The following is a 19,756-nucleotide window of genomic DNA, read 5'->3' as shown; positions in this document are numbered from 1 at the left end:
CGTCCGTCACATTCGCGTCCGCGCCGCCGCTGGCGGTGATGACGTTGCCGTCCGCGACCGTCGCACCGTCTTCCGTCACGCTGTCAGTGTCGGCAACCGCCGTTGGCACGTCGTCGACGATGGCGACGGCAAAGCTGGTGCTGGCCGAATCGCCGTCGACATCCGTGACAGTGATGGTGAAATTCTCAGGAACCGTGTCGGTGCTGGGATCATAGCCGGGTGTCTGATCCGTATGGGAAACCGATTCGGTCACCGTATAATTGTATTCGATGGCACCGGTGCTCGGATTGAAGGAGACGATCGTCAGGTAACCGTACTGCCCTGGGATGTGCTGATCGACGCCGGTGACGGTGACACCGTTGATGACGATCGAGCCAATTCCATCCGGCGCGTCTATGCTGATCGTACCGGTGCTGGACGTTTCTTTGTCGGTCGGCGCTTCGCTACCCGGAGATTGCGCCCCACCGCCATCGAGGCCAGTTTCACTGGCCGCTTCGCTCGGGGCAAGCAGTGACGTTGCCGTCACTGTAACCTGCCTGTCGACGATCGAGGGGAACAGCTCGCGCCGGTCCAGCAGCCCGAACTGCAGAGCCGTCGGGGGCAACAGGGCCGACAGGTCGAACCCGTCGCCGATGCCGCCGGGGGGAACCGAGAAATCTCCGCCCGCGCTTGAATTCGAACCGCCAGGACCAGCCGACATGGAACCGTCGGCGCCGAAGGCAACGTCGACATGGCTTGCTTCCAGCGCCGCCAGCAACGCAACGCGCGGCACCTCGACGTCGCCAATGATGAAGGTCGGCACGTTCAAGGCGCCATCCTTGATCACGATCACCGAGCCGTCGGCCTGTTCGAGCACAAGGTTTTGGCCGTCGACCTTGATGTTGTCGATGGAGGCGTTGGCCGGAAGCCTTACCACGTGGCTGGCGTCGGCTACATATTCGTGCGGCGCAGCTGCCGGCGGTGCCTTTGCTTCCGCGGGGGCTTCTGGCTTGACAGGCGCTCCGCCGCCGACATCGACCGGCACCGGTTCGGACGCTGCCGGCGCGGGCTGCTGCGTCGAACTTGCCTGCGCGACCCGGATCTCCGCCGGCGATGTCTGATCGCCGTGTTCATTGGGCGCGGAATGCTCGTTCAAGGAACCCGAAAAGCTGTCCAACTCGATATTGTTCGTCATGGCTGAAACCCCTCCGATATTTACCGGATAGAGACAGCGGCCACTTCTACTTTGCAACTGCTCCCTAATCTATTTCATATATTATGATATGCATTGCTCGGCATTTTTTACACGTGGTAAACCGCAGCAATATAACCTGATATATGCTGCATTCTGGAGGCCTCCCTGACGGAGGGCTGGCCGGGATCTTTTGGTAAATCAAAGTATAAGTTTTAGTAAAATTTTAAACAAAATGGATAGGGGCAGTTGCTGGATCTTTATCCACCTTCCTTTCCAATAATTTGAGACAAGATTGGTAGCGTCCACAGTCAAAGGTGGGCGTTATGAAAAAGCAAAAATCAGTTCCGGGAAAAACCGGGCTCCAGATGCTCCTGCTGGCAATCGGACTTGTCGGCCTGGCGGGGCCGTCATTCGCGAGCGCCGTCTCCAGTGATGTCGCCGCACCCGGCACGGCTCTGGAAAAGGTGCAGACGCCGCCCTGTCTCGGCGGTGTTTCGCTAGTGAGGCCGCAGCCCTGGCAGCCTGCGGCCGCTTACCGGATCGGCATGGTCACCGGCAGCTATGGCCCAGATGTTGGCCGCGGGGATGGCTCGTCAACGGCGCAAGATGACGCCGGGATAGATCCGGTGCAGACCGCGTCGATCATTCCGGGGGTGTTCGGATCGGTTGCCTTGTCCATGCGCAATTTTCCCGTCGCAGCTCGCTGGGCGCCGGTCTACCGGGCAATCGCCGCCTGTTCGGCAGGCAGCCCCTGCGAGCACAAGAGCGCGGCTTTCGCCGGCATGATCGCCGCCGCTCAAGGCAAGGGATTCAGCGAAAAGCTGTCCTTCGTCAACAGCAGCGTAAATCGCCTGATCGCCTACAGGAAAGACAGCGTCGTCTACGGCAAGCTCGACTATTGGGCGAAGCCTTCGGAGATTCTCGAGCGGCGAGCCGGCGACTGCGAGGATTTCGCCATTCTCAAGATGACGGCCCTGCTGAGGGCCGGCATCCCGACGCAGAGCATGGCGCTGGTTGTTCTCCAGGATCGCAAGCGAGGCTTCTTTCACGCAGTGCTGTCGGTGAGCACAGGCAGCGGCACCTTCATTCTCGACAGCCTCAGCAACACTGTGGTGCGTGACAGCGATCTCCCGGATTACGTTCCGCTTTATTCGTTCAGCACGGACCGGGCCTGGATCCACGGATCAAGACCGGGCGGAGCCCAGATGGCTGACATCAAAGGCGGTTTCGCAACCGTCGCACCTGGCGAAGGTTTTCAGCCATAAGTTCTCGTTGGATTGGTGGTGATTCAACCGCCGAAGACGAACGCCATCAGCAGCTCTGGCTCGAGCACCGGAGCCCGCACCGCATTCAATTGCCCCCGGTACCGACGATCACCCGCACCGATGACAAAGCCGGTGGCCACCGGCGATTCGCCATTGGCATCGAGCCGCGCGAAGATGTCGGCTACGTTGAGGTCCAATGCCAGCTTGAGATCGTGCCGTGCATCATCGCTTGGGGCTATCGGCAATTGACGCTTGACCAGTTGCTGGAACGGCGCGTTGAACGACAGGATCTTCTTCGACGATGCCAGGGCAAAGGCCGGAGACGGGCAAGCGACCAGTATGGCGTTGATGGTGTTGATCGATGCAAGCCTTCGCAAGGTCAGGTTTTCATCCGCCAATCCACGCATGCAGGCCACCCGGATCGCGGATGTCAAATTGCCTGTCTGTGCCTGGCTTTCGGCGATCTCGTCGATGAGCATGCCGATCGTGCATTTCCTGCGTTCGGCCATCTGCTTCAGCGAAAACCAGAATGCCCGCTCCAAGCGGATGCCGCGTCTTATGCCGCCACGCGCCACGACCCGAAATTCAAGCCCAAAATCCTCGGCCGCGACTGGCGGAAGCAGTCGCTCGCCATCAGGATGAGGGCTGGCGCTACCGCTCACTCATCGCCTCCTCGCGCGCCTTGTTGATCGGCTTCAGGAGGTAGTGCAGGATTGTCTTGCGCCCGGTCTTGATGTCGACCGAGCAGATCATGCCGGGAATGATCGAATAGGCCTTGCCGTCTCTTTGAAGGGTCGATTTGTCCGTCGCCACGCGCACCTGATAGTAGGGTTCCCCCGTTTTCTGATCGACCAGGCTGTCGGCTGTGATGTTGGAGACCTTGCCCTCGATGCCGCCGAAGATCGAGAAATCATAGGCGGTGACCTTGATAAGGGCCTCCTGGTCGGGACGGATGAACGCGACATCCCGTGGCGAGACCCGTGCCTCCACCAGCAACGTCTCGGAGGTTGGCACGATGCCGGCGACGACGGCGCCGGGCTGGACGAAGGCCCCGACCGTGTTGAGCTCCAGCGTGTTGACGATGCCATCCACGGGAGACCGGATATCGGTGCGCGCGACCTTGTCGGTGGCCCCCCTTATGGTTTCATCCACCACCGAAAGTTCCGCCAGCGCCTGAGTAAGGTCGTCCAACGCCTCCTGCTGCAGTTGCAGGCCGAGTTCCTCGACCTGCAGCTGGGCTTCCGTGATCGACGATTTGATCTTCTTTATTGTTTCGCCGGCCAGGTTCAGCTGGCCGTTGAGCTCGGTCTGTTCGCGCTCTACCCGGAGCTGCTCGGTCCTTGCCATCAGGCCTTTCTTGACCATCGCGTCGACCAGTTTTGCCTCCTGGTCGCTGACGACCAGGTTCTTGGTCAGACGGTCGGAATTGGCCACCGCCTCGGCCAGTTCCCTCTCGCGCTGATCGAGGCGTGACTTGAGCACGGACAGCTTGTTGTCGAAGTTCCCGCGCCGGGCAATGAGCAGCTTCTGTTCATTGTCGCAGATTTGCGGAGCGACCGACTGGATGTCCTGCGGGCACGGAAATGGGCCCGAGAGATTGCCGGCCTGTTCGTATTTCAGCCTTGCTATGCGCACTTCCAGCGCGCGCGCCTTGGCCTGCTGCTCGCCGAGACTGGACGTATTGAGCGTGTTGTCCAGACGAATGATGAGATCGTTCTTCTTGACGACCTGGCCAATCGTCACGGCGATTTCCTGAACGACACCGGCTTCACTCGCCTGGATGATCTGGGTCTTGGAAGCGGGTATGACCTTGCCGTCGCCGCGTGCGATCTCATCGACTTCGGCAAAGGACGCCCAGGCGACAAAGACCACGAAGAGCGCTCCGATGATGAATATGGACGCCGACGCAAACAGCGGCGGTCGATCTTCCCTGGCAAGCATTTCCCACGCCCCAACGCATTGGATGCAGCAATAATTGTTTTGTCAGGCGCTTGTTTTCTGCAACGCCTGTATGACTTGGTCCTTCGGTCCGTCGGCAACGATCTTGCCCCGTTCGATAACGATCAGGCGGTCGGCCAGCTCAAGCATGCTGAACCGATGTGTGGAGACGATCAGCGTCGTGTCGCGGTCAAAGGCGACTTTGAGCTGCTTGATCAACTGGCGTTCCGATGCAAGATCCATCGAGCCCGACGGCTCGTCCAGAAAGACGATTTTCGGTTTGGTCAGCAACAGGCGCGCGATCGCCACCGTCTGCCTCTGGCCGCCGGAAAGATTGGTGCCGCGCTCGCCGACATTCATGTCGTAGCCGCGCGGGTGGCGTGAAACGAAATCGTCGACGCCGGCCGCCTTTGCAGCTTCGATGATCTGTTCGTCTGTAGCCTCGGGGCATGCCATCAGGAGGTTTTCCTTGATGGTGCCCGAGAACAGGTCGCCGGCCTGCGCAACGATGCCGACCGCGGCGCGAACCTCGGACGGGTGATACTGGCGAATGTCGATCCCATCCAGCAGCAACTCACCGGAAGTCGGCAGGAAGAGCCGGCCGATCAGCCGCCCCATCGTCGTCTTTCCCGATCCTATGCGGCCGATGATGCCGATCCGCTCCCCTGGCTTCACCGAGAAATTCAGGCCGGTCAGAACCTCGTTCTCCGAGCCGGGATAGACGAACCCGACGTTCCTGAACACCATCGCCCCCTTGCGAATAGGGCGGTTGACGAAACCCACCGTGTCAGGTCGGTCTTCCGGTTGAGCCATGATCGAATTCACCATTCTCAGCGAGAGCATGGCCTGGCGGAACCGGGACAGCGTTATGGCGATCTGGCCGAGCGGCGCCACGGCCCTGCTCGCCAGCATCACCGTTCCTATGATTGCTCCTGTTGAAACATGCCCTTCCGAGAAGGCATAGGCGCCGGCCACGACCAGGGCGACGGTCACCAGCTGTTGTATGGACTGGGTGATGTTGCCCGCCGCCGCCGAAAGCTGCTTGATCTTCTCGGACGTGTTGGCGGCGTTCTTGGAGTGCTCCCCCCATTTTCGCAGCAGATACGCCTCGGCGCGCAGCGACTTGATGGTCTCCAGCGTCGAGATGGATTCGACCAGCAGGGCCTGGCGCTGCGACGCTTCGTTCATCGAGGCGGCGACGCGCTTGCCGATGCGGCGCTGAGTGATCAGGCCGACGATGACGGACATCACGAAGGCCAGCGCCGGTATGATCACCAGCCAGCCGCCAATTGCATAGATCACAAGGAGAAAGACGAAGACGAATGCCGTGTCGATGAACACGCTTATGGTGTTCGAGGTGAAGAACTCCCTGACGAATTCATACTGCGTGACCCTGTTTGCGTATTCACCGGTCGATCCGGGGCGCGCCGACAGCGACGAGTTCAGCACTTTCTCGAACAGCAGATAGGATATTCGGAGATCCGCCTTGCGCCCGGCATAGTCGATGAGGGAGGCCCTGGCCGTCTTCAAAAGCAGGTCGAACAGGATGACCGCGCCGATGCCGAGAGCCAGCACCCATAGTGTCGATATTGCCTTGTTCGGCAGGATCCTGTCGTAGACGTTCATGGTGAAGATCGGCGAGGCTATGGCCAGCAGATTGATGAACACCGCCGCCAGGACGACTTTCGAATAGGTGCGCCAGAAAGCGCCCATCGTCCCCGTGAGCCAATGTCTCCGCTCGATCCTGGCCGCCGAGCCGACCGACATGGTCTCGGCGGCATTGGCGTAGGTGATCGAGAAGGAAGCGCCGCCGCTGATGTAGCTGGCGGCCAGTTCCGATCGGCCGATCGCGGTGCGGCCGTCTTCCTGGGGCGCGGTGACATACGCATCGTCTTCGCCTAGAGCGAGCAGGGCAACGGGCAATTGGCTGACGCGAAAGACGATTGCGGGCAGATCGATACGCCCCCTGAGAAAATCCCGGTGGCTGAACTCGGTGACTTCCAGGCCGATGCGTTCGGCAAGGTGCCTGATGTCGTCGACCGCAATTCGCGTGTCCGAGAGCGGCACGCCGGCAAACAGCACGGTCTCCGCGCTCGGCCTGCCGAGATATCCGGCAACGGCTGAGAAGCAGGCCTTGAACGCCTCCTTGGGGGAGAGGATGTTGGGTTGCTGGTTCACGATCTGCCCGTCAGGACGCTCGCTGGACCTTGCGTCGTCTTACTTCTTCCTCACCGGGGCGAGGATATCGAATGGCAGGTCGTTCTTCTGCTCCGACGGCGTCCGCGCATAGGTCTCGGTGTCCGCGGTTTCCGGTGCTGCGAACTCGGTGCGTGCATAGGCTGTCGCCTGCTTTGCCGGCTGAAGGTTCATCGTTTTCAGCAACTGTCCGGTCGCGGCCAGAAGCCGGTACTGGGCAAACAGCGATGCGTAGGACGCGGTATCCGCCAGCGTTGCCGTGTTGAACCGCGTATTCTGCGCGTCGAGCACGTCGAGCAGCGAGCGCTGTCCAACCTTGAACTGCTCGCGATAGGAAGCGACCAGCTTCTCATTGGCGGCGGCTTGCTGCCTCAGGGTCTTCGCCAGATCGGCTTGTCGGAAACGACGATCCCACGACGTGCGAACGGCTTCCTCGATTTCGCGCTGCACCTGATGCAGCGCCAGACGCTGTTCGCTGGTGCGGCGGATCTGCTCCTGCTCGTTGGCCTTGTCGATACCACCGCGGTAGAGATTCCACCGCAGGACCACGCGTGCCTGCAGGTCGCTGGTGTCGCCATCGTCGCCGTCAATGTCAGTTCCCGCCCGGGCGCGACCTTCAGCGATGATGGAGGGGCCGAATTTAGCCCGTGCGGCATCCACGAGGGAGGCCGCCGCGTCGATGTCGCTGTTGGCCATGTGCACGCGCGGATTGCTTTCGCGCGCCAACCCTATTGCCTCGTCAAGCGAGCGCGGGAGCGCGGCCGAGACATCGCCCGGCCTCGAAGGGCTGGTCAGTGGCTTTCCGACGGTCTTGAAGAAGCGGATCTTGGCCGCTTCCAGTTCCTCGGTCGCCTCCTGCATGCGCGCCTTGGCAGCAAACAGCCGTTCCTCGGCCTGCTGCCGGTCGGCCTCGTTCAGCGCGCCGCCCGAAATGCCTTGCCGGATGTCGCCGAGAATTCCCTGGTGGAAGCCGAGATTTTTCTTCGCTTCGACAACGATCGAAGCCTGCAGCATGTATTCCAGATAGTCCTGGACAACGGACAGCCCGATGAATTCGGACCGTTCCAGCACACGGAACGAAGCGCCGTCGACGCGCGATGCCTGGCGGTTCAATTCGGCCCGCCTTGCGCCGCTGTCATAAAGCGTCTGCGAAACTGTAAGATCCGTTTCAGCCGGATAGAGCGCATCGTCTTCGATGGAAAGGGAGCGCCGGGATGAATTGTCGAGCCGGCGAACGCCGGCCGATGCCTCGACATCGACACTGGGAAGATAAAGGCCTTTGGCCTGCCGCAACTCGAACTCGATTGCTTCGCGATTTTCGATCGCCTGTCCAATCTCGGGATTGGATTCCACCGCGACAGCCATCGCCTCCTTGAGCGTAAGCGCATGAGCACTCCCGCAGGTCAGCATGGTGGCCGCCATCAAAAGACCAAGGCGCCTGCCTATGGTCGACATGTTTGTCGTATTCATCAATCCCACCCTAACGTTTCCCCAGCGTCCTTTTCAGAGCGCTAACCAAGCCAAGGCCTGCCCGTCGGTGGATTATTCACAAATTCACGAAATATGTGAGCGATTATTGATTTAGAAGTCGCTAAATAGCCTTTTTGGGCAACAAGGCTGCGAGATGTAGCAAAAATAGCACATAACGTCGGCTCGCTACGGTTGTATCCGGACGCCGCACTCTGCGGGATAGCCCGAAAAACGGCAGGTCAGTGGGCCGATATGGCCAGAATCATGCCATGTGGGTATGGCGGCTGTTGATGACCCAACCTGAAGTTGAGCCATTTTCAGGTACGCCCTCTCGGCAGCCGCGTCCCAAAATACTCCGTCGCGGCGGCCGGCGTGCGCGTCATGTCGCTGATTGCCGCCAAAAGCTGGGTCAGCGCGCACCCTAATTTGCGCTCAACGCCACCATGCGGTCGAGCGCCGCGGTCAGGCCGCGAAGCGAGACCGGGAAGCTCAGCGGGGTCTCGGCGTCCGTCGTCACATTGAGCTTCAGCACCGAGCCTCCCCTCAGCTTTCCAAGCGTCGGCCGATCGACGGTAAAGACGGAGACGCAACCCGTCGGGAGGCAGGTCCTGAAGCGCTGCGGGGACAGTGGCGGTTGATCGTCGATCTGCAGCGTCACGCCCGGGTCGAGCAGGATGCCGAAGGGCAGAAGCAGGGTAGCCGTCGTCGAGCCGTCCGGGCGTGCCGCGATCTCCACGGCAAGAAGCCTCTGCCCGTTCTGCTGGACCTGGTCTTGCGCGAGCGAGCACACTCTCGCCTTCTCGCGAACCGAGCAGGTTACACTCCAGTCCTGATAGACCTCACGCAGCGATGAGGGTCCATCCGGGACAGCCGCCACCTGTTGCTGGGCAGACACCGGCGACATCAACGAAAACAGGATTGCCCCACATGCGGAGACGGCCTTCGGGCCAAGCTTCATGTGCAGACCCATTCGCGGATCTTGCATTTCTCTCCCGTCGCCTCGCAGGCCTGCAAAGCGAGATCCTCCGCTTCGCGACGGGTCTCGGCCGAGTTCACGCCCCAGGGCGTGAAACGGTTCTCCACCTTGTCCGCCACGGCGAGTGCACCGCAATGCTTGTAGGGAAAGCCGGTCTCGTCGTCATCATTCCAATGGCGGTGGTTGCGGAAGACGGTGACGACGTTGCAGGCCTTTCCGCCCGCGTTCTCGCAATATTTCTGTGCGATGTCCTTCGCTTCCTGCCGCTTGTCGGCGCCCCAGAAGAAGCCGTATTTGCTATCGGGCTGCGAATAGGCAATAGCCGCCCAGATGCCTTTTTCCTCCTGTTGCGGCTCCGGTGGGGCCACAAGGTCGGCCGAGACGACTTGTCCGCTCCACAACAGGGTCAAGCCCAAAACTGCCAAAGCCTGCAATCTCATGGTCGGCATCCTTTCCTTAACCTCAATCGCTTCGCGTCCTACTTCGCCGCCGAAGCGAGGGAGATCACCACACAGCTTTTGCCCGTCGGCAGGAGAAGCGCTTCGCCGGCATTGCCGCCGAGTTCGTAGACCTCGACCTGCCCGAGATGGTCGGTAATCTTGCTGCCCTGCGGCAGGATGGATGCGATGTCGGCGCACGGGCTGGCGAATGGCGCCACCCGCACCATCGCCCCTTCGCAACCCGTGGCGGTGGGCGATGCGAAGACGATGCCGGCGGCCGGTCCGCTATAGCGTTCCGACGCATAATCCATGCCGACAAAGGCCTGAATGGCGTGCTTGTCGGCGGCCTGGTCGTTCCACAGGGATTTGACGCTGTATTTCGTGCCGTTCGTCAGAATCTGTCCGAGCACCGGATAGACGGTCGAGCAGGCCTGCACCCCGGCCTGCTTGACATGCTCGAGGAAGGGCGTGTCCGGAAGCCCGGGGGCCGCCGCTGTTTCTGCGGGTGCGGCCGTCGCGCCGCCGACCAGATTGGCGATCGCGGCATAGTTCCCGGCGGCGAAGCCAAGCCCCGCCACGACCAATCCCAGCAGTGAATACCCGGCCACGCGTGGCCAGCGCCGCCTTGGGGACTCGGCCCGCCTCTGCCGATCCGCCTCGACGGTCGGGGTGCGTTTCGCGGACGTGAACTGGTCCTGCTGGCTCATGGTGATGCCCCGGTTATTTGAGTGGTGAAAGGGCCTCTGACAGCCCCTTGAGCGTTGCGGTCACGGTGATCGTCTGACCGTCGACCGTCGAATAGGAGATCGCCGGTGTCGCATTCTGCGAGATCTGTCGGCGCATGACGGGGCCTACCGGCAACATGCCGACGCAGACCATTTCGTTGCAGCCGTTCAGGTGAACATCGATCGGCTGCTTCTGTCCATCGAACTTCAGTGACACCAGGCCATCGCTCCTGGCGTTCGGAGCGGTGCGCAGGATCATGTACGGCTTGCCGTCCTGGGTGGCGGCAAGCGACCAGCTGAAAGCCATCTTGCCTGATGCGTCCTCGATGATCTGCGAGACGTTGCAGACCTTCTTGCGAGCCTTGAGGTTCTCGTCGCAGATCAGCGTCCAGTTATCGAATGGGCGGATGGTGCGCTGATAATCTCCGAGCTTGACCTCGGGCGGCACCACTACGTCCGATGGCTTGATCCTGTAGGTCGACGCGACCTGCCCGGCGGCCGGCACGAGGCCGCCGCAGAGCACCAGGCAGGTCAGGGCAACAAGTCCTTTCATTCCTGCCTCAGTTCAAGGTGAAGCTGATGCCGGCGCCGACACCGACATGCCCACCCGCGGCCGTGCCCGACAGATTGCCCCGGATGCGGCCGTCCTCGCTGGTGTAACCAGCGCCGAAGGCGAACGCGCCTGCGTCCCGCCACAAGCCGCCACCCGCCGCGACGCTCAGCTTTCCGGGCCGGTCGTCATAGCGCAGCGAGGCGGCCGCAAGGCCTATCGCGGCCGCCTGCCGCGCCTCGTCGCGGATGCCGCTGATGTCCGAATTGAGCTGGCTGAGCTTCTGGTCGGTATAGTCGTTGGCCTGCTGCAAGGTCGTCACCGCCACCTTGTCGGTGTAGTCGTTGGACGTATCGATAGCGTAGGCCACGCGGTTGTCCGTATAGCTCTTGCCCGCGGTCAGGCCCTGGTTCATCTGGTCGACGTTGACCGCATCGGTCCCTTTGACGCCGGGGCCGACATTGGAGATGACGACCGGCGCGTTGACGTCGCCACCTTGCAGCGTGATGGTGTTCGTCTTGTTGCCGCCCTGGGTGTCATAGGTCACCGCGTTCTGGGTAAGGTTTCCGACGCCGGCTTTCAGATCCTCGATCGCCGTGTTGGTGGCGTAGAGCTGCGAGCCGTTGATCGCATCGGTGCTGCCGGCATCGACGCGGCCGGCGGCGACATTGGTGATCGTCCGCTCGGCGCCGGCGTCGCCGACGCTGACGGTTCCGGTCGGCGTCGTCCCGGCATAAGTGTAGGTCTTGCCGTTGATGACGGTGCTGGAGGTCCCGACGGCGGTCTGTGTCACCGAACCGGAACCGAGCGCCACATCGTTGGCATTATTGGCCTTGGCGCCTTGGCCGAGCGCGACGGCGCCCTGCCCGGTGGCCGTCGAGCCATGTCCCGCAGCCAGGCTGTCGGTGCCGCTCGCCACGCTTTCCGGCCCGATCGCCACGGCGTTGGTGCCGCCGGCGATGCTGTCGGCCAGCGTCGAGTTGGCGTGGAAATATTTGATGCCGCCGCCATTGCTGATGCTGGTCAGCGCATTGTCGACGGCCGTGAAGCCGTCATAGACGGTGGAATAGTTGTTGCCCTGGATGGTGTAGGTCGGGCCGGTGATGGAGCCGTCGGGATTGACGGTCGTCCCGCCGCCGAACAGGTTGCTGACGTTTTGCGTCACGCCGCGCAATTGCGAGACGTTGACGCCGTCGGTATCGGCCGAGCCCGCCGCGACGTTGGTGAGCTTGCGTTCGGCCCCGGCGGCGCCGATCGACACCTCGCCGACCGAGGTCTGCGGACCGGCGAGCGCAAAGGCCGTGTAGCCCGCCTGCGCGCCGACGCTGGTGATGGACTGCGCGCCGAGCGCAACGCTGTTGATGAAGGTGCTCTGGGCGCCGGCGCCGAGCGCCACCGACTGGATGCCCGAGGCGAGCGAATTGGTGCCGAGCGCGATGCCGTCCGCCAGCATCACATGGGCATTCTGGCCGATCGCCGTGCCGCCGGGTGCAGTCTGGTCGACGATCGCGCCATTGCCGATGCCGACGCCGTTGTCGCCGTTGACGACAGTGGTTGGACCGACCGCTACCGATTCCGCGCCGACCGCCAGCGAGTCGCCCGCCGTCGAATTGGCATGGAAATACTTGGTCGAGGTGGCCGATACGGCAGCGATGGCGCCGGCGAGCTGGCGCACCGTCACCGCATCCTGATCCTGCGTGCCGTCGGCCACATTGGTGATCTGCCGGTACGAAGTAGCATCGCCGACCGAAACGGCGCCGAGCAGCGTCTTGTCGGTCGTGTTGTACTGGATGAAGTTGGCTGGGCCGGCCGCGATCTGGCCCGTGGCCGGAGCCAGCGCGCGATCGGAGACCGACCCCGAGCCGAGCGCCACGCCGCCGTCGATGCTGACATTGCTGTCGCGGCCGAGCGCCAGTGCGCTGACGCCGGTGGCGGTCGCCTGGTAGCCGACGGCGGTGGAGCCGACGCCTTGTGCGAAGGAATCAGTTTGCGCCAAGCCTGCCTCGTTGGTGCGGGCGTAGCGGATGCCCACACCATTGGCGTCGGTATAGGCGGTCGACGTGTCGCCGGCGATGTTGTTGATCGTGTTGCCGAGATCGGTCACCGAACCGCCGATGGTGCTGAGCGTGGTGCCGATGGCGTCGACGGCCTGGTTGGTGGCGGCGAGCTGCGAACCGTTGATCGCGTCGGTCGACGTCGAGCTGATCCGCCCCGCGGCGACGTTGGTGATGGTGCGTTCCGCACCGACCGCGCCAACGCTGACCGTCGAAGTCGGGTTGGTGCCCTGGAAGGCATAGGTAGTGCCGTTGATCACGGTGCTGGGCGTACCGACGGCGACGTCGGTGACACTGCCCGAGCCGAGCGCCACGTCGCCTGCGTTGACGGCGCTTGAGAGGGCGCCAAGCGCGAGTGCATTTTCGGCGCCGGCATTCGCTCCCACGCCCAGAGCGGTCGCCTGAAGGGCGGTAGCAAAGGAGTTCTGGCCGATCGCGGTGCTGGAGGTGGCTGTCGCATTGGCATTGGCGCCGACGGCGGTGCTATATTGGCCAGAGGCGTTGGAAATGTATCCAATCGCGGTTGCGTCAAGCGCCGATGCGACGGCACCGCTGCCGAAGGCCGAGGCGTTGGCGTCGGATGCGCTTGAATTGACACCGGCCGCGATGGCGTTCGTCCCGGTCGCCGTCGCGACAGGTCCGATCGCAACGGAGTCCGTACCGGTCGCCGAGGAGTCCGCGGCAGTCGAGTTGGCATGGAAATACTTGATGCCGCCGCCGACATTGATGTTGTTGACGACGGCGCCTATGGCGTCGACGGCCTGGTTGGTAGCGGCGAGCTGCGAACCGTTGATCGCGTCGGTCGACGTCGAGCTGATCCGCCCCGCGGCGACGTTGGTGATGGTGCGTTCCGCACCGACCGCGCCGATGCTGACCGTCGAGGTCGGGTTGGTGCCCTGGAAGGCGTAGGTCGTGCCGTTGACCACGCCGCTCGCCGTGCCGACGGCCGTCGTGGTCACCGAGCCCGAGCCGAGCGCCACGTCGCCGGAGCTCGCCGCCGCCGTCGCGCCATTGCCGAGCGCGACATTGCCCGCAAGGCCTGCCGCGCCCGCCGTGGAACCGTTGCCCAGCGCCACCGAGCCCTGCCCGATGGCCTTGTTGCTGTTGCCGATGGCGACCGCGCCATTGGCCATATTGGCAGCCGTGGCGGTCGCCGTGCCGTCGCTGTTGGCGATGTTGTTGGCGCCGCCGGTAAACGCGCCGGTGCCGCTGGCATAGCTCGGATCGCCGATGGCCACCGCGCCGTCGCCATAGGCGGTGTTGCCGGCGCCGATGGCGACGGCCTTGCCGCCATCGGTAGTCGCGCCCGTGCCGATAGCGACAGAGTCGGCGGAGAGCGCCGCGGACTGTAGACCGACCGCGACGGCGTTGGTTGCAGTCGCCTGGCTGTCGCGCCCCATTGCAATGGCGTCGTCCTCGGATGCCGTCACGTCCGTGCCGATGCCGATGGCGTTGTCTCCACTGGCGCTCGTCGCAAAAGTGCTGGAGCCGAGATAGACGGAGTTTACCCCGGTCGCCCTCGTCCCGGCGCCGAGAGAGATGGAGTTCAGGGCGCTGCTTTGGGCGCCGCGGCCGAGCGCGGTACTGTTGATTCCGGTAGCGCGGGATTCACGTCCGACGGCAGTGGAATTGTCGGCGCTGGCTATGGTGCTGATGCCGAGAGCGGTGCTGTCTATACCGCTCGCCGTGGCGCCCAATCCCAGCGCACTGGCATTTGCGGCGGTCGCCGCGGCGTTGTTACCCACAGCCGTGGTGGAGACGTCCGTGGCCTGGGCTCCAGAGCCCGCCGCGACCGAGCCTACTCCGCTCGATACGGCCGAATTGCCCAGGGCCAGCGCGAATTGGCCCGAAGCCGTGGCGACGTTGCCGAACGCTGCCGAGTTTATCGCCGATGCATTTGCCTGGGGACCAACGGCTGCGGCATTGGTGCCGGCGGCCTGGGCCTGGAAGCCCACGGCTGCCGAACTGGCGCCGCCGGCCGACGTACCGATGCCGAGCGCGGTGCTGCCGACTCCGCCGGCGTTGGCGCTGACGCCAGCTGCGAGAGAATTGTTTCCTGCCGCATTCGCTCCAGACCCGAAGGAGGCGGCGTTTATGCCGCTGGCGACAGCCGCGTTGCCGACCGCGGTGCTGGCAGAGCCGCTCGCAATCGAGGTCGCGCCCATCGCTATGGCGGACGTTCCCGTTGCCTTGCTAGAGCGTCCGATCGCGGTGCTGTCCACCTGAGACGCCGTCACATCCGTACCGATGGCGATGGCGCTCTGAGCCAGCGCGCCCCCTCCCGCAACAGTTCGGTTGCCAAGATTGACGGCGTTGATTGCGGTCGCGGTCGCCTGGAATCCGATGGCGATGGCATTCTGGTTGGTTGCGGTGGCGCTATTACCTTGGGCAAGCGAATCCAGCCCGGATGCAGTTGCCCCGAACCCGAGAGCTGTGGCGCGCAGCCCGGTCGCCCGGGTAACATAGCCGATCGCCGTCGAGTTCAATCCGTCGGCACGCGCGTTCAGGCCAAAGGCGGCCGCGCCCGCGGCTGCAACCGAGTTGACGCCAATGGAGCTTGCTCCGTCCGCGGTGGCTTTGGCGTTCCCGCCTATGGCGAGTGCGTTGACGCCGGTTGCGCCTGCGAAGACACCTATACCTATGGAGTTGAGGCCATTGACACTCATCGAATAGCCAATGGCGATCGTAGCGTCGCCCGTTGCACTGTTAGAGGTGCCCAACGCCACGCTGTTAGCGCCATTCGTCGTGGCACCGTTACCGATGGCGACGGCGTTGCCGCCTGTCGCCGAACCGCCGCCAGCCTGGTATTGCGCCTGGGCCGGCGTCGCAGCCGTGCCTATCGCGAAGGCGCCCAGCATCGCGGCCGCCGCCGACGCCCCACCGACGCCCAGCGTCCCCAGCCCCAGGCGCTTGCGCCCCATGCCCAGCACACAATGCGCCATGCGCAGGACCGCCATCAACCGGCGGCGAACCGAGCGAGAACGAGGATCGGCATTCGCAATCCAGTGCCCGGCGAAATGCGCCGCGCGACGCTGAACAAGAAGCGAGCCGTTCGAAATCTGATTGTCGGTCATGGTTCCCTCTCCGCTGGCCGGCACGAAATGTCTGACAATTCCGCTCCACCGCAGGAAGACATGATTCCTGCCCGCGGTATTTCACGAAATTGCTGCCTTGTGAGAAAAGAGCACAGCAAACCTACAGAGGTTAACGGCTTGTTACCTTAGCCAATGCTTTAAAACCAAGAAACAAAGCAATGAAATAAGCGTCGCCTCACCTAACCTTGGCGTTAAGCTTTCCCACCCGTGCCTGCAACGGCGTCCTCTGCCGGTATTTCTTCATCACGGTGGTAAAATGGCTCTGACTTGAAAACCCGCTCGAGTGAGCGATGTCCGCGATCGTCATGCGGCTGTCTGCAAGCAGTCTTTCAGCGAAATCCAGCCGCAGGTCGAGGACGTACTGGTGCGGCGGCATTCCGAACGTCCTCGAGAAAGCCCGCACAAAATGATAGGGGGAAAGCCCGCAAACCGCGGCCATATCAGCCAGCGCCAGCTTGCGCGTAAAGTTCTCGTCCAGGAATTGCTGCACGCGGCGCGCGGCGCGGACGGAAAGCCCGCCTTTCGCGTTGAGCGTCGGCTGTCGCGAGTTGGCTCCGGAAACCGGTCCGGGGAAACCATCATCGCCCGGCATTTTTCGGCCTCCCGATACGTCCCAGATGAGGTTCAACCCAAGGCTTCCTTCCATGTTCCCCTGAAAAACAATTCGTGATTGATCGAAGCTGACCGGCATCGCCACTCATCGGATCGTTCCGGCCGGAAGGCGAACAATGCGCGGACTGCATGACATTCCAGAGGACTCCTGCGGAGCTTGGGGCAGATTTGCAGCGGGACGTATTTTGAAAAACTCAGCAAGCCTTGTAGAAAATTCCGGTCTTGCGTCGCGGGTGAGCAGGCGTTGCCATTTTGCCATGGCCGGGCCCTCAGTTCTTGAGGGAAGCATGCCCGGCCCCGGTCGGCGTTCTCACAGGCAGATGGCTCCGATCCGAAGAACCGGCGAGACAGGCGACTTCGGCAACTCGCCGCGATGCGGCGGCATGCCGAATGCCATGGCGAACCTTGCTATGAAATGGGTCCGGTGAAACTCCCGCGACGAATGCCAATTCGGCGACGACTTTTCGCGCGAAGTTTTCGTCGAGATATTCCCGCACGCGCCGCGCGACGTATTCTGTGATCTTGTCGCTGCCGGGCGAGGCTCTCATTCCGCGTGCGGGCCTCAGCACAACTCCGGTGGAATGCTTCTTGGCCAGGAATTTCTGCGAGACGGGATCGCGGACGGAGTATATGACACTCCTCCGCGTGGTGGCCCTCCTGGGACCTGCGCTTTCAGGAATTATGTCCAGGACATACCGAGCTGTCCGTTCTCGATTGACGCCCCGGGAATCGCCGCTGTCCCGAGCATCGTCCGTATTTTTCATGCCTGGCCTCTGCCGCTTTGTCCGCTGCCTGAAATCCCCCTTAGCCCGACCCGGACCCAGCGTAACGCACATGCCGCGGATAGTGAATAACATCCGTACGCAAAGAAAAAATTTTGTTCGGGATAAGAGGAACCAGTCACAAGGGAGGGACTGGAACATTTTTTGACACCTTCGCCGGCGCATTGGCTGACGGAGCATCAACGAAAAACCCGCCTGCGCGGCGGGTCACTGGCGCAAATCAGCACCATGGGCGAATATGTACTATAGCTGAGGTCACCGAGTCAAGAAAAAATTCCTATCGTGAAAAGCTGCGTGCGCAAAAGTTGCCAACTGCCGCGAGGCCTCTGGTTGACCTGAATTCGGAGCCCTGCTTCAGGGGACAGTTTGGCCATTTCGGCGGCCATTCAACAATGTAGAGCTACCGGATTTGCCGCCGGTCATTGCAGATCGTCGCGACGATTCTCATACAAATCCCATGTAAGTTCCACAAAACCCAGAAGAACGTCTTCCTCGCTCCACCCGGCAGCGACGGCTGCCTGAACGATCTCACGGACGAGAGGCAGCAATTGGCGTTGGCATTCTGCCGACGTGTCGGCAGCTGCGTCATCGCCAGGAGGTCCATCGAAGTTGAATTTCATCATTCGGCGCCCCCCTCGCCGTCAATCAAAGTGTTTATATCACTAAAATCATTCCTCCTGATATACAATAGAGGTGGTACCAAAGCATAAGAGGCTTCGGAGGGCCCGGGCAGAACAGGACGATGCCAGGCTCTATGCTTCCCTTGGGTCAGGTTTGTCCTTCTGAACAGGATCTATCGGGGTGCTTCAACCCATCGATCTCTGCGGCTGGTCGAACTCTTCAGCCAGGGCCGCATGCCACCATCCGGCGAATGCGCGGCACGAGCGGCTGCATTGCCTTCTGCAACCGCTCGCTGGATAGTCTCGGCATGTTGGAGACCCTGGCGACTCACTGGCCGCAAATTCTGGCGATCATCTCCGTGGTGATGGCGACGGTCGGCATCGTCCATGCCGTCATGACCAAGGAAGATGTCCGCGCCGCCACCGGCTGGGTCGGCGTGATGGTGCTGTCCCCCATCCTTGGCGTGCTGATCTATGCCATCGCCGGCATCAACCGCATCCGCCGCGCCACGATCACCGCCCAGCGCCCGTTTGCCGACGGCGCGGTGTCCGCCAAGCACGAGCGCAACGTCGCTGTCGAAGAGGCCCTGATCGTCGAGCGCTACGGGCAACGGTTCACGGGCTTGCGGACACTGGGCGACAGGGTGGCGCGGCGCACGCTCAATCCTGGAAATGCAATCGATGTGCTGGAGACCGGCGACGAGGCCTATGCCGCCATGTGCGCGGCGATCGATGGCGCCGAGCGCAGCGTCCTGCTCGAGACCTATATTTTCGACAATGACGCCGTCGGCCTGCTCTTCGTCGAGGCGCTGGCCGGCGCCGTCCGGCGCGGCGTCACCGTCCGCGTGCTGATCGATGCCGTCGGCGCCCGCTACTCGGTGCCGAGCATCCTGGGGCATTTGCGCGAGGCCAACATCCCCGCCGATGTCTTCAACGGCAACATCGTCATGGGCCTGCGCCTGCCCTACGCCAATCTGAGGACCCACCGGAAGATCCTGGTGGTCGACGGCATCGCCGCCTTCACCGGGGGCATGAACATCCGAAAAGGCTTCTCAGCCGAATTCGCCGGCTCCAACAGCGCCAGGGACACACATTTCCGGGTGACCGGTCCGATCGTCGCGGACCTCTTTTCGGTCGCCGCCGAGGACTGGCGCTTCGCCACCAACGAGGCGCTGAAGGGCGACGCCTGGCGCATCGCCCCGCTGTCGCCACCGCCAGGCGCACCGATGATGGTGCGGGCAGTCGCGTCCGGCCCGGATGCCAGCAACGAGACCAACCACAAGCTGCTGATCGGTGCATTCTCGGTCGCCCGCAAGTCTATACGCGTGATGTCGCCCTATTTCCTGCCGGATCGGGAACTGATCAGCGCGCTGATCACCGCCGGCAGGCGCGGGGTCGAAATCGACATCGTGGTGCCGGCGGTGAACAATCTTTTCCTCGTCGACCGCGCGATGATGGCGCAGTTCGATCAGGTGCTCAAACACTATTGCCGTGTCTGGCGAACCGAGGGACCGTTCGACCATTCGAAGCTGCTTTCGATCGACGGCGTGTGGGCCTATGTCGGATCTTCCAATCTTGATGCCCGATCGCTGCGGCTGAATTTCGAGATCGACCTGGAGGTGCTCGATGCCGGCTTTGCCAGCGAGATCGAGACGCGGATCGGGTCGGCGATTGCCTCCGCCGTGCCGGTGACGCTGGAAGCCTTGCGAGCCCGGCCGTTTCTTATCAGGCTGTTCGACCGGGTATTGTGGCTCGGTTCACCCTATCTCTAAGGCGGAGGGCCGCTTGAAGAACTCGTCTGTCATGGAACATACGCCGAAATTGCCTATTTTGACTGTATCCGGCTTCTGAATTGAAAC

At 62.5% G+C, this 19,756-nt stretch carries 15 protein-coding genes; 2 read left to right on the top strand and 13 right to left on the bottom strand.

The annotated features are described in order from the left end of the window. Positions 1-1,174, bottom strand: a 1,174-nt coding sequence (locus NKH52_RS31985; protein WP_352736212.1) for a hypothetical protein, incomplete at its 3' end; no start/stop codon positions are given. Positions 1,175-1,497: 323 nt separating this feature from the next. Here NKH52_RS31985 and NKH52_RS31980 point away from each other — a divergent pair. After that, positions 1,498-2,439: a transglutaminase-like cysteine peptidase gene (locus NKH52_RS31980; RefSeq protein ID WP_352736213.1), complete on the top strand. Its 942-nt coding sequence runs from the start codon at positions 1,498-1,500 to the stop codon at positions 2,437-2,439. A gap of 23 nt (positions 2,440-2,462) precedes the next feature. Here the strand turns inward: NKH52_RS31980 and NKH52_RS31975 are convergent, their stop codons facing one another. From NKH52_RS31975 to NKH52_RS31920, 12 genes are all read right to left on the bottom strand, one after another. Next, positions 2,463-3,101, bottom strand: coding sequence for a ribbon-helix-helix domain-containing protein (locus NKH52_RS31975; RefSeq protein WP_023809951.1), 639 nt, complete (start codon positions 3,099-3,101; stop codon positions 2,463-2,465). After that, entirely contained in the window at positions 3,091-4,380 is a 1,290-nt protein-coding gene (locus NKH52_RS31970; RefSeq protein WP_023809952.1) for an HlyD family type I secretion periplasmic adaptor subunit, read from the bottom strand. The genes NKH52_RS31975 and NKH52_RS31970 overlap by 11 nt, the downstream gene beginning before the upstream one ends. Positions 4,381-4,422: 42 nt before the next feature. After that, positions 4,423-6,555, bottom strand: coding sequence for a type I secretion system permease/ATPase (locus tag NKH52_RS31965; RefSeq protein WP_352736214.1), 2,133 nt, complete (start codon positions 6,553-6,555; stop codon positions 4,423-4,425). A gap of 39 nt (positions 6,556-6,594) precedes the next feature. After that, positions 6,595-8,043 carry a TolC family protein gene (locus tag NKH52_RS31960; RefSeq protein WP_352441933.1) on the bottom strand — a complete coding sequence of 483 codons (1,449 nt, stop codon included), beginning with the start codon at positions 8,041-8,043 and terminating at the stop codon, positions 6,595-6,597. 421 nt (positions 8,044-8,464) lie between these two features. Continuing rightward, positions 8,465-9,013, bottom strand: coding sequence for an invasion associated locus B family protein (locus NKH52_RS31955; RefSeq protein WP_352736215.1), 549 nt, complete (start codon positions 9,011-9,013; stop codon positions 8,465-8,467). After that, positions 8,998-9,459: a DUF4189 domain-containing protein gene (locus NKH52_RS31950; protein WP_352736216.1), complete on the bottom strand. Its 462-nt coding sequence runs from the start codon at positions 9,457-9,459 to the stop codon at positions 8,998-9,000. Before NKH52_RS31950 ends, NKH52_RS31955 begins: the two co-directional genes overlap by 16 nt. Positions 9,460-9,497: 38 nt before the next feature. After that, complete coding sequence (locus tag NKH52_RS31945) at positions 9,498-10,166, bottom strand: hypothetical protein (RefSeq protein WP_352677108.1); 669 nt, start codon at positions 10,164-10,166, stop codon at positions 9,498-9,500. A 13-nt stretch (positions 10,167-10,179) separates the two neighbouring features. After that, complete coding sequence (locus tag NKH52_RS31940; protein WP_127290332.1) at positions 10,180-10,737, bottom strand: invasion associated locus B family protein; 558 nt, start codon at positions 10,735-10,737, stop codon at positions 10,180-10,182. Positions 10,738-10,744: 7 nt separating this feature from the next. Beyond that, positions 10,745-15,862: a beta strand repeat-containing protein gene (locus NKH52_RS31935; protein ID WP_352736217.1), complete on the bottom strand. Its 5,118-nt coding sequence runs from the start codon at positions 15,860-15,862 to the stop codon at positions 10,745-10,747. Positions 15,863-16,058: 196 nt separating this feature from the next. Continuing rightward, on the bottom strand, positions 16,059-16,574 hold the full coding sequence (locus NKH52_RS31930) for a helix-turn-helix transcriptional regulator (protein ID WP_128304947.1): 516 nt from the start codon (positions 16,572-16,574) through the stop codon (positions 16,059-16,061). Positions 16,575-16,764: 190 nt separating this feature from the next. After that, complete coding sequence (locus NKH52_RS31925) at positions 16,765-17,259, bottom strand: hypothetical protein (RefSeq protein ID WP_352736218.1); 495 nt, start codon at positions 17,257-17,259, stop codon at positions 16,765-16,767. 437 nt (positions 17,260-17,696) lie between these two features. Then, the gene (locus NKH52_RS31920) at positions 17,697-17,900 is read right to left on the bottom strand and encodes a hypothetical protein (RefSeq protein ID WP_164779989.1); all 204 of its coding nucleotides are present in this window, start codon (positions 17,898-17,900) and stop codon (positions 17,697-17,699) included. A 305-nt stretch (positions 17,901-18,205) separates the two neighbouring features. On the opposite strand from NKH52_RS31920, the gene NKH52_RS31915 reads away from it, so the two are divergent. Beyond that, a complete protein-coding gene (locus NKH52_RS31915; protein ID WP_352441926.1) occupies positions 18,206-19,669 on the top strand; it encodes a phospholipase D-like domain-containing protein in 1,464 nt (487 codons plus the stop codon). Positions 19,670-19,756: the final 87 nt, after the last annotated feature.

Origin of the sequence: Mesorhizobium sp. M1066, from assembly GCF_040318635.1 — a bacterium.
GTDB lineage: Bacteria > Pseudomonadota > Alphaproteobacteria > Rhizobiales > Rhizobiaceae > Mesorhizobium.
This window is presented reverse-complemented; position numbering and strand designations above follow the sequence as displayed.

What these genes read in the sequence shown, in the direction of transcription:
- NKH52_RS31960 (WP_352441933.1), bottom strand. Translation starts at nt 8,043, where the DNA reads ATGAATACGACAAACATGTCGACCATAGGCAGGCGCCTTGGTCTTTTG.
- NKH52_RS31945 (WP_352677108.1), bottom strand. Translation starts at nt 10,166, where the DNA reads ATGAGCCAGCAGGACCAGTTCACGTCCGCGAAACGCACCCCGACCGTC.
- NKH52_RS31930 (WP_128304947.1), bottom strand. Translation starts at nt 16,574, where the DNA reads ATGCCGGTCAGCTTCGATCAATCACGAATTGTTTTTCAGGGGAACATG.
- NKH52_RS31950 (WP_352736216.1), bottom strand. Translation starts at nt 9,459, where the DNA reads ATGAGATTGCAGGCTTTGGCAGTTTTGGGCTTGACCCTGTTGTGGAGC.
- NKH52_RS31925 (WP_352736218.1), bottom strand. Translation starts at nt 17,259, where the DNA reads ATGAAAAATACGGACGATGCTCGGGACAGCGGCGATTCCCGGGGCGTC.
- NKH52_RS31935 (WP_352736217.1), bottom strand. Translation starts at nt 15,862, where the DNA reads ATGACCGACAATCAGATTTCGAACGGCTCGCTTCTTGTTCAGCGTCGC.
- NKH52_RS31915 (WP_352441926.1), top strand. Translation starts at nt 18,206, where the DNA reads ATGTTGGAGACCCTGGCGACTCACTGGCCGCAAATTCTGGCGATCATC.
- NKH52_RS31980 (WP_352736213.1), top strand. Translation starts at nt 1,498, where the DNA reads ATGAAAAAGCAAAAATCAGTTCCGGGAAAAACCGGGCTCCAGATGCTC.
- NKH52_RS31920 (WP_164779989.1), bottom strand. Translation starts at nt 17,900, where the DNA reads ATGATGAAATTCAACTTCGATGGACCTCCTGGCGATGACGCAGCTGCC.
- NKH52_RS31970 (WP_023809952.1), bottom strand. Translation starts at nt 4,380, where the DNA reads ATGCTTGCCAGGGAAGATCGACCGCCGCTGTTTGCGTCGGCGTCCATA.
- NKH52_RS31955 (WP_352736215.1), bottom strand. Translation starts at nt 9,013, where the DNA reads ATGGGTCTGCACATGAAGCTTGGCCCGAAGGCCGTCTCCGCATGTGGG.
- NKH52_RS31940 (WP_127290332.1), bottom strand. Translation starts at nt 10,737, where the DNA reads ATGAAAGGACTTGTTGCCCTGACCTGCCTGGTGCTCTGCGGCGGCCTC.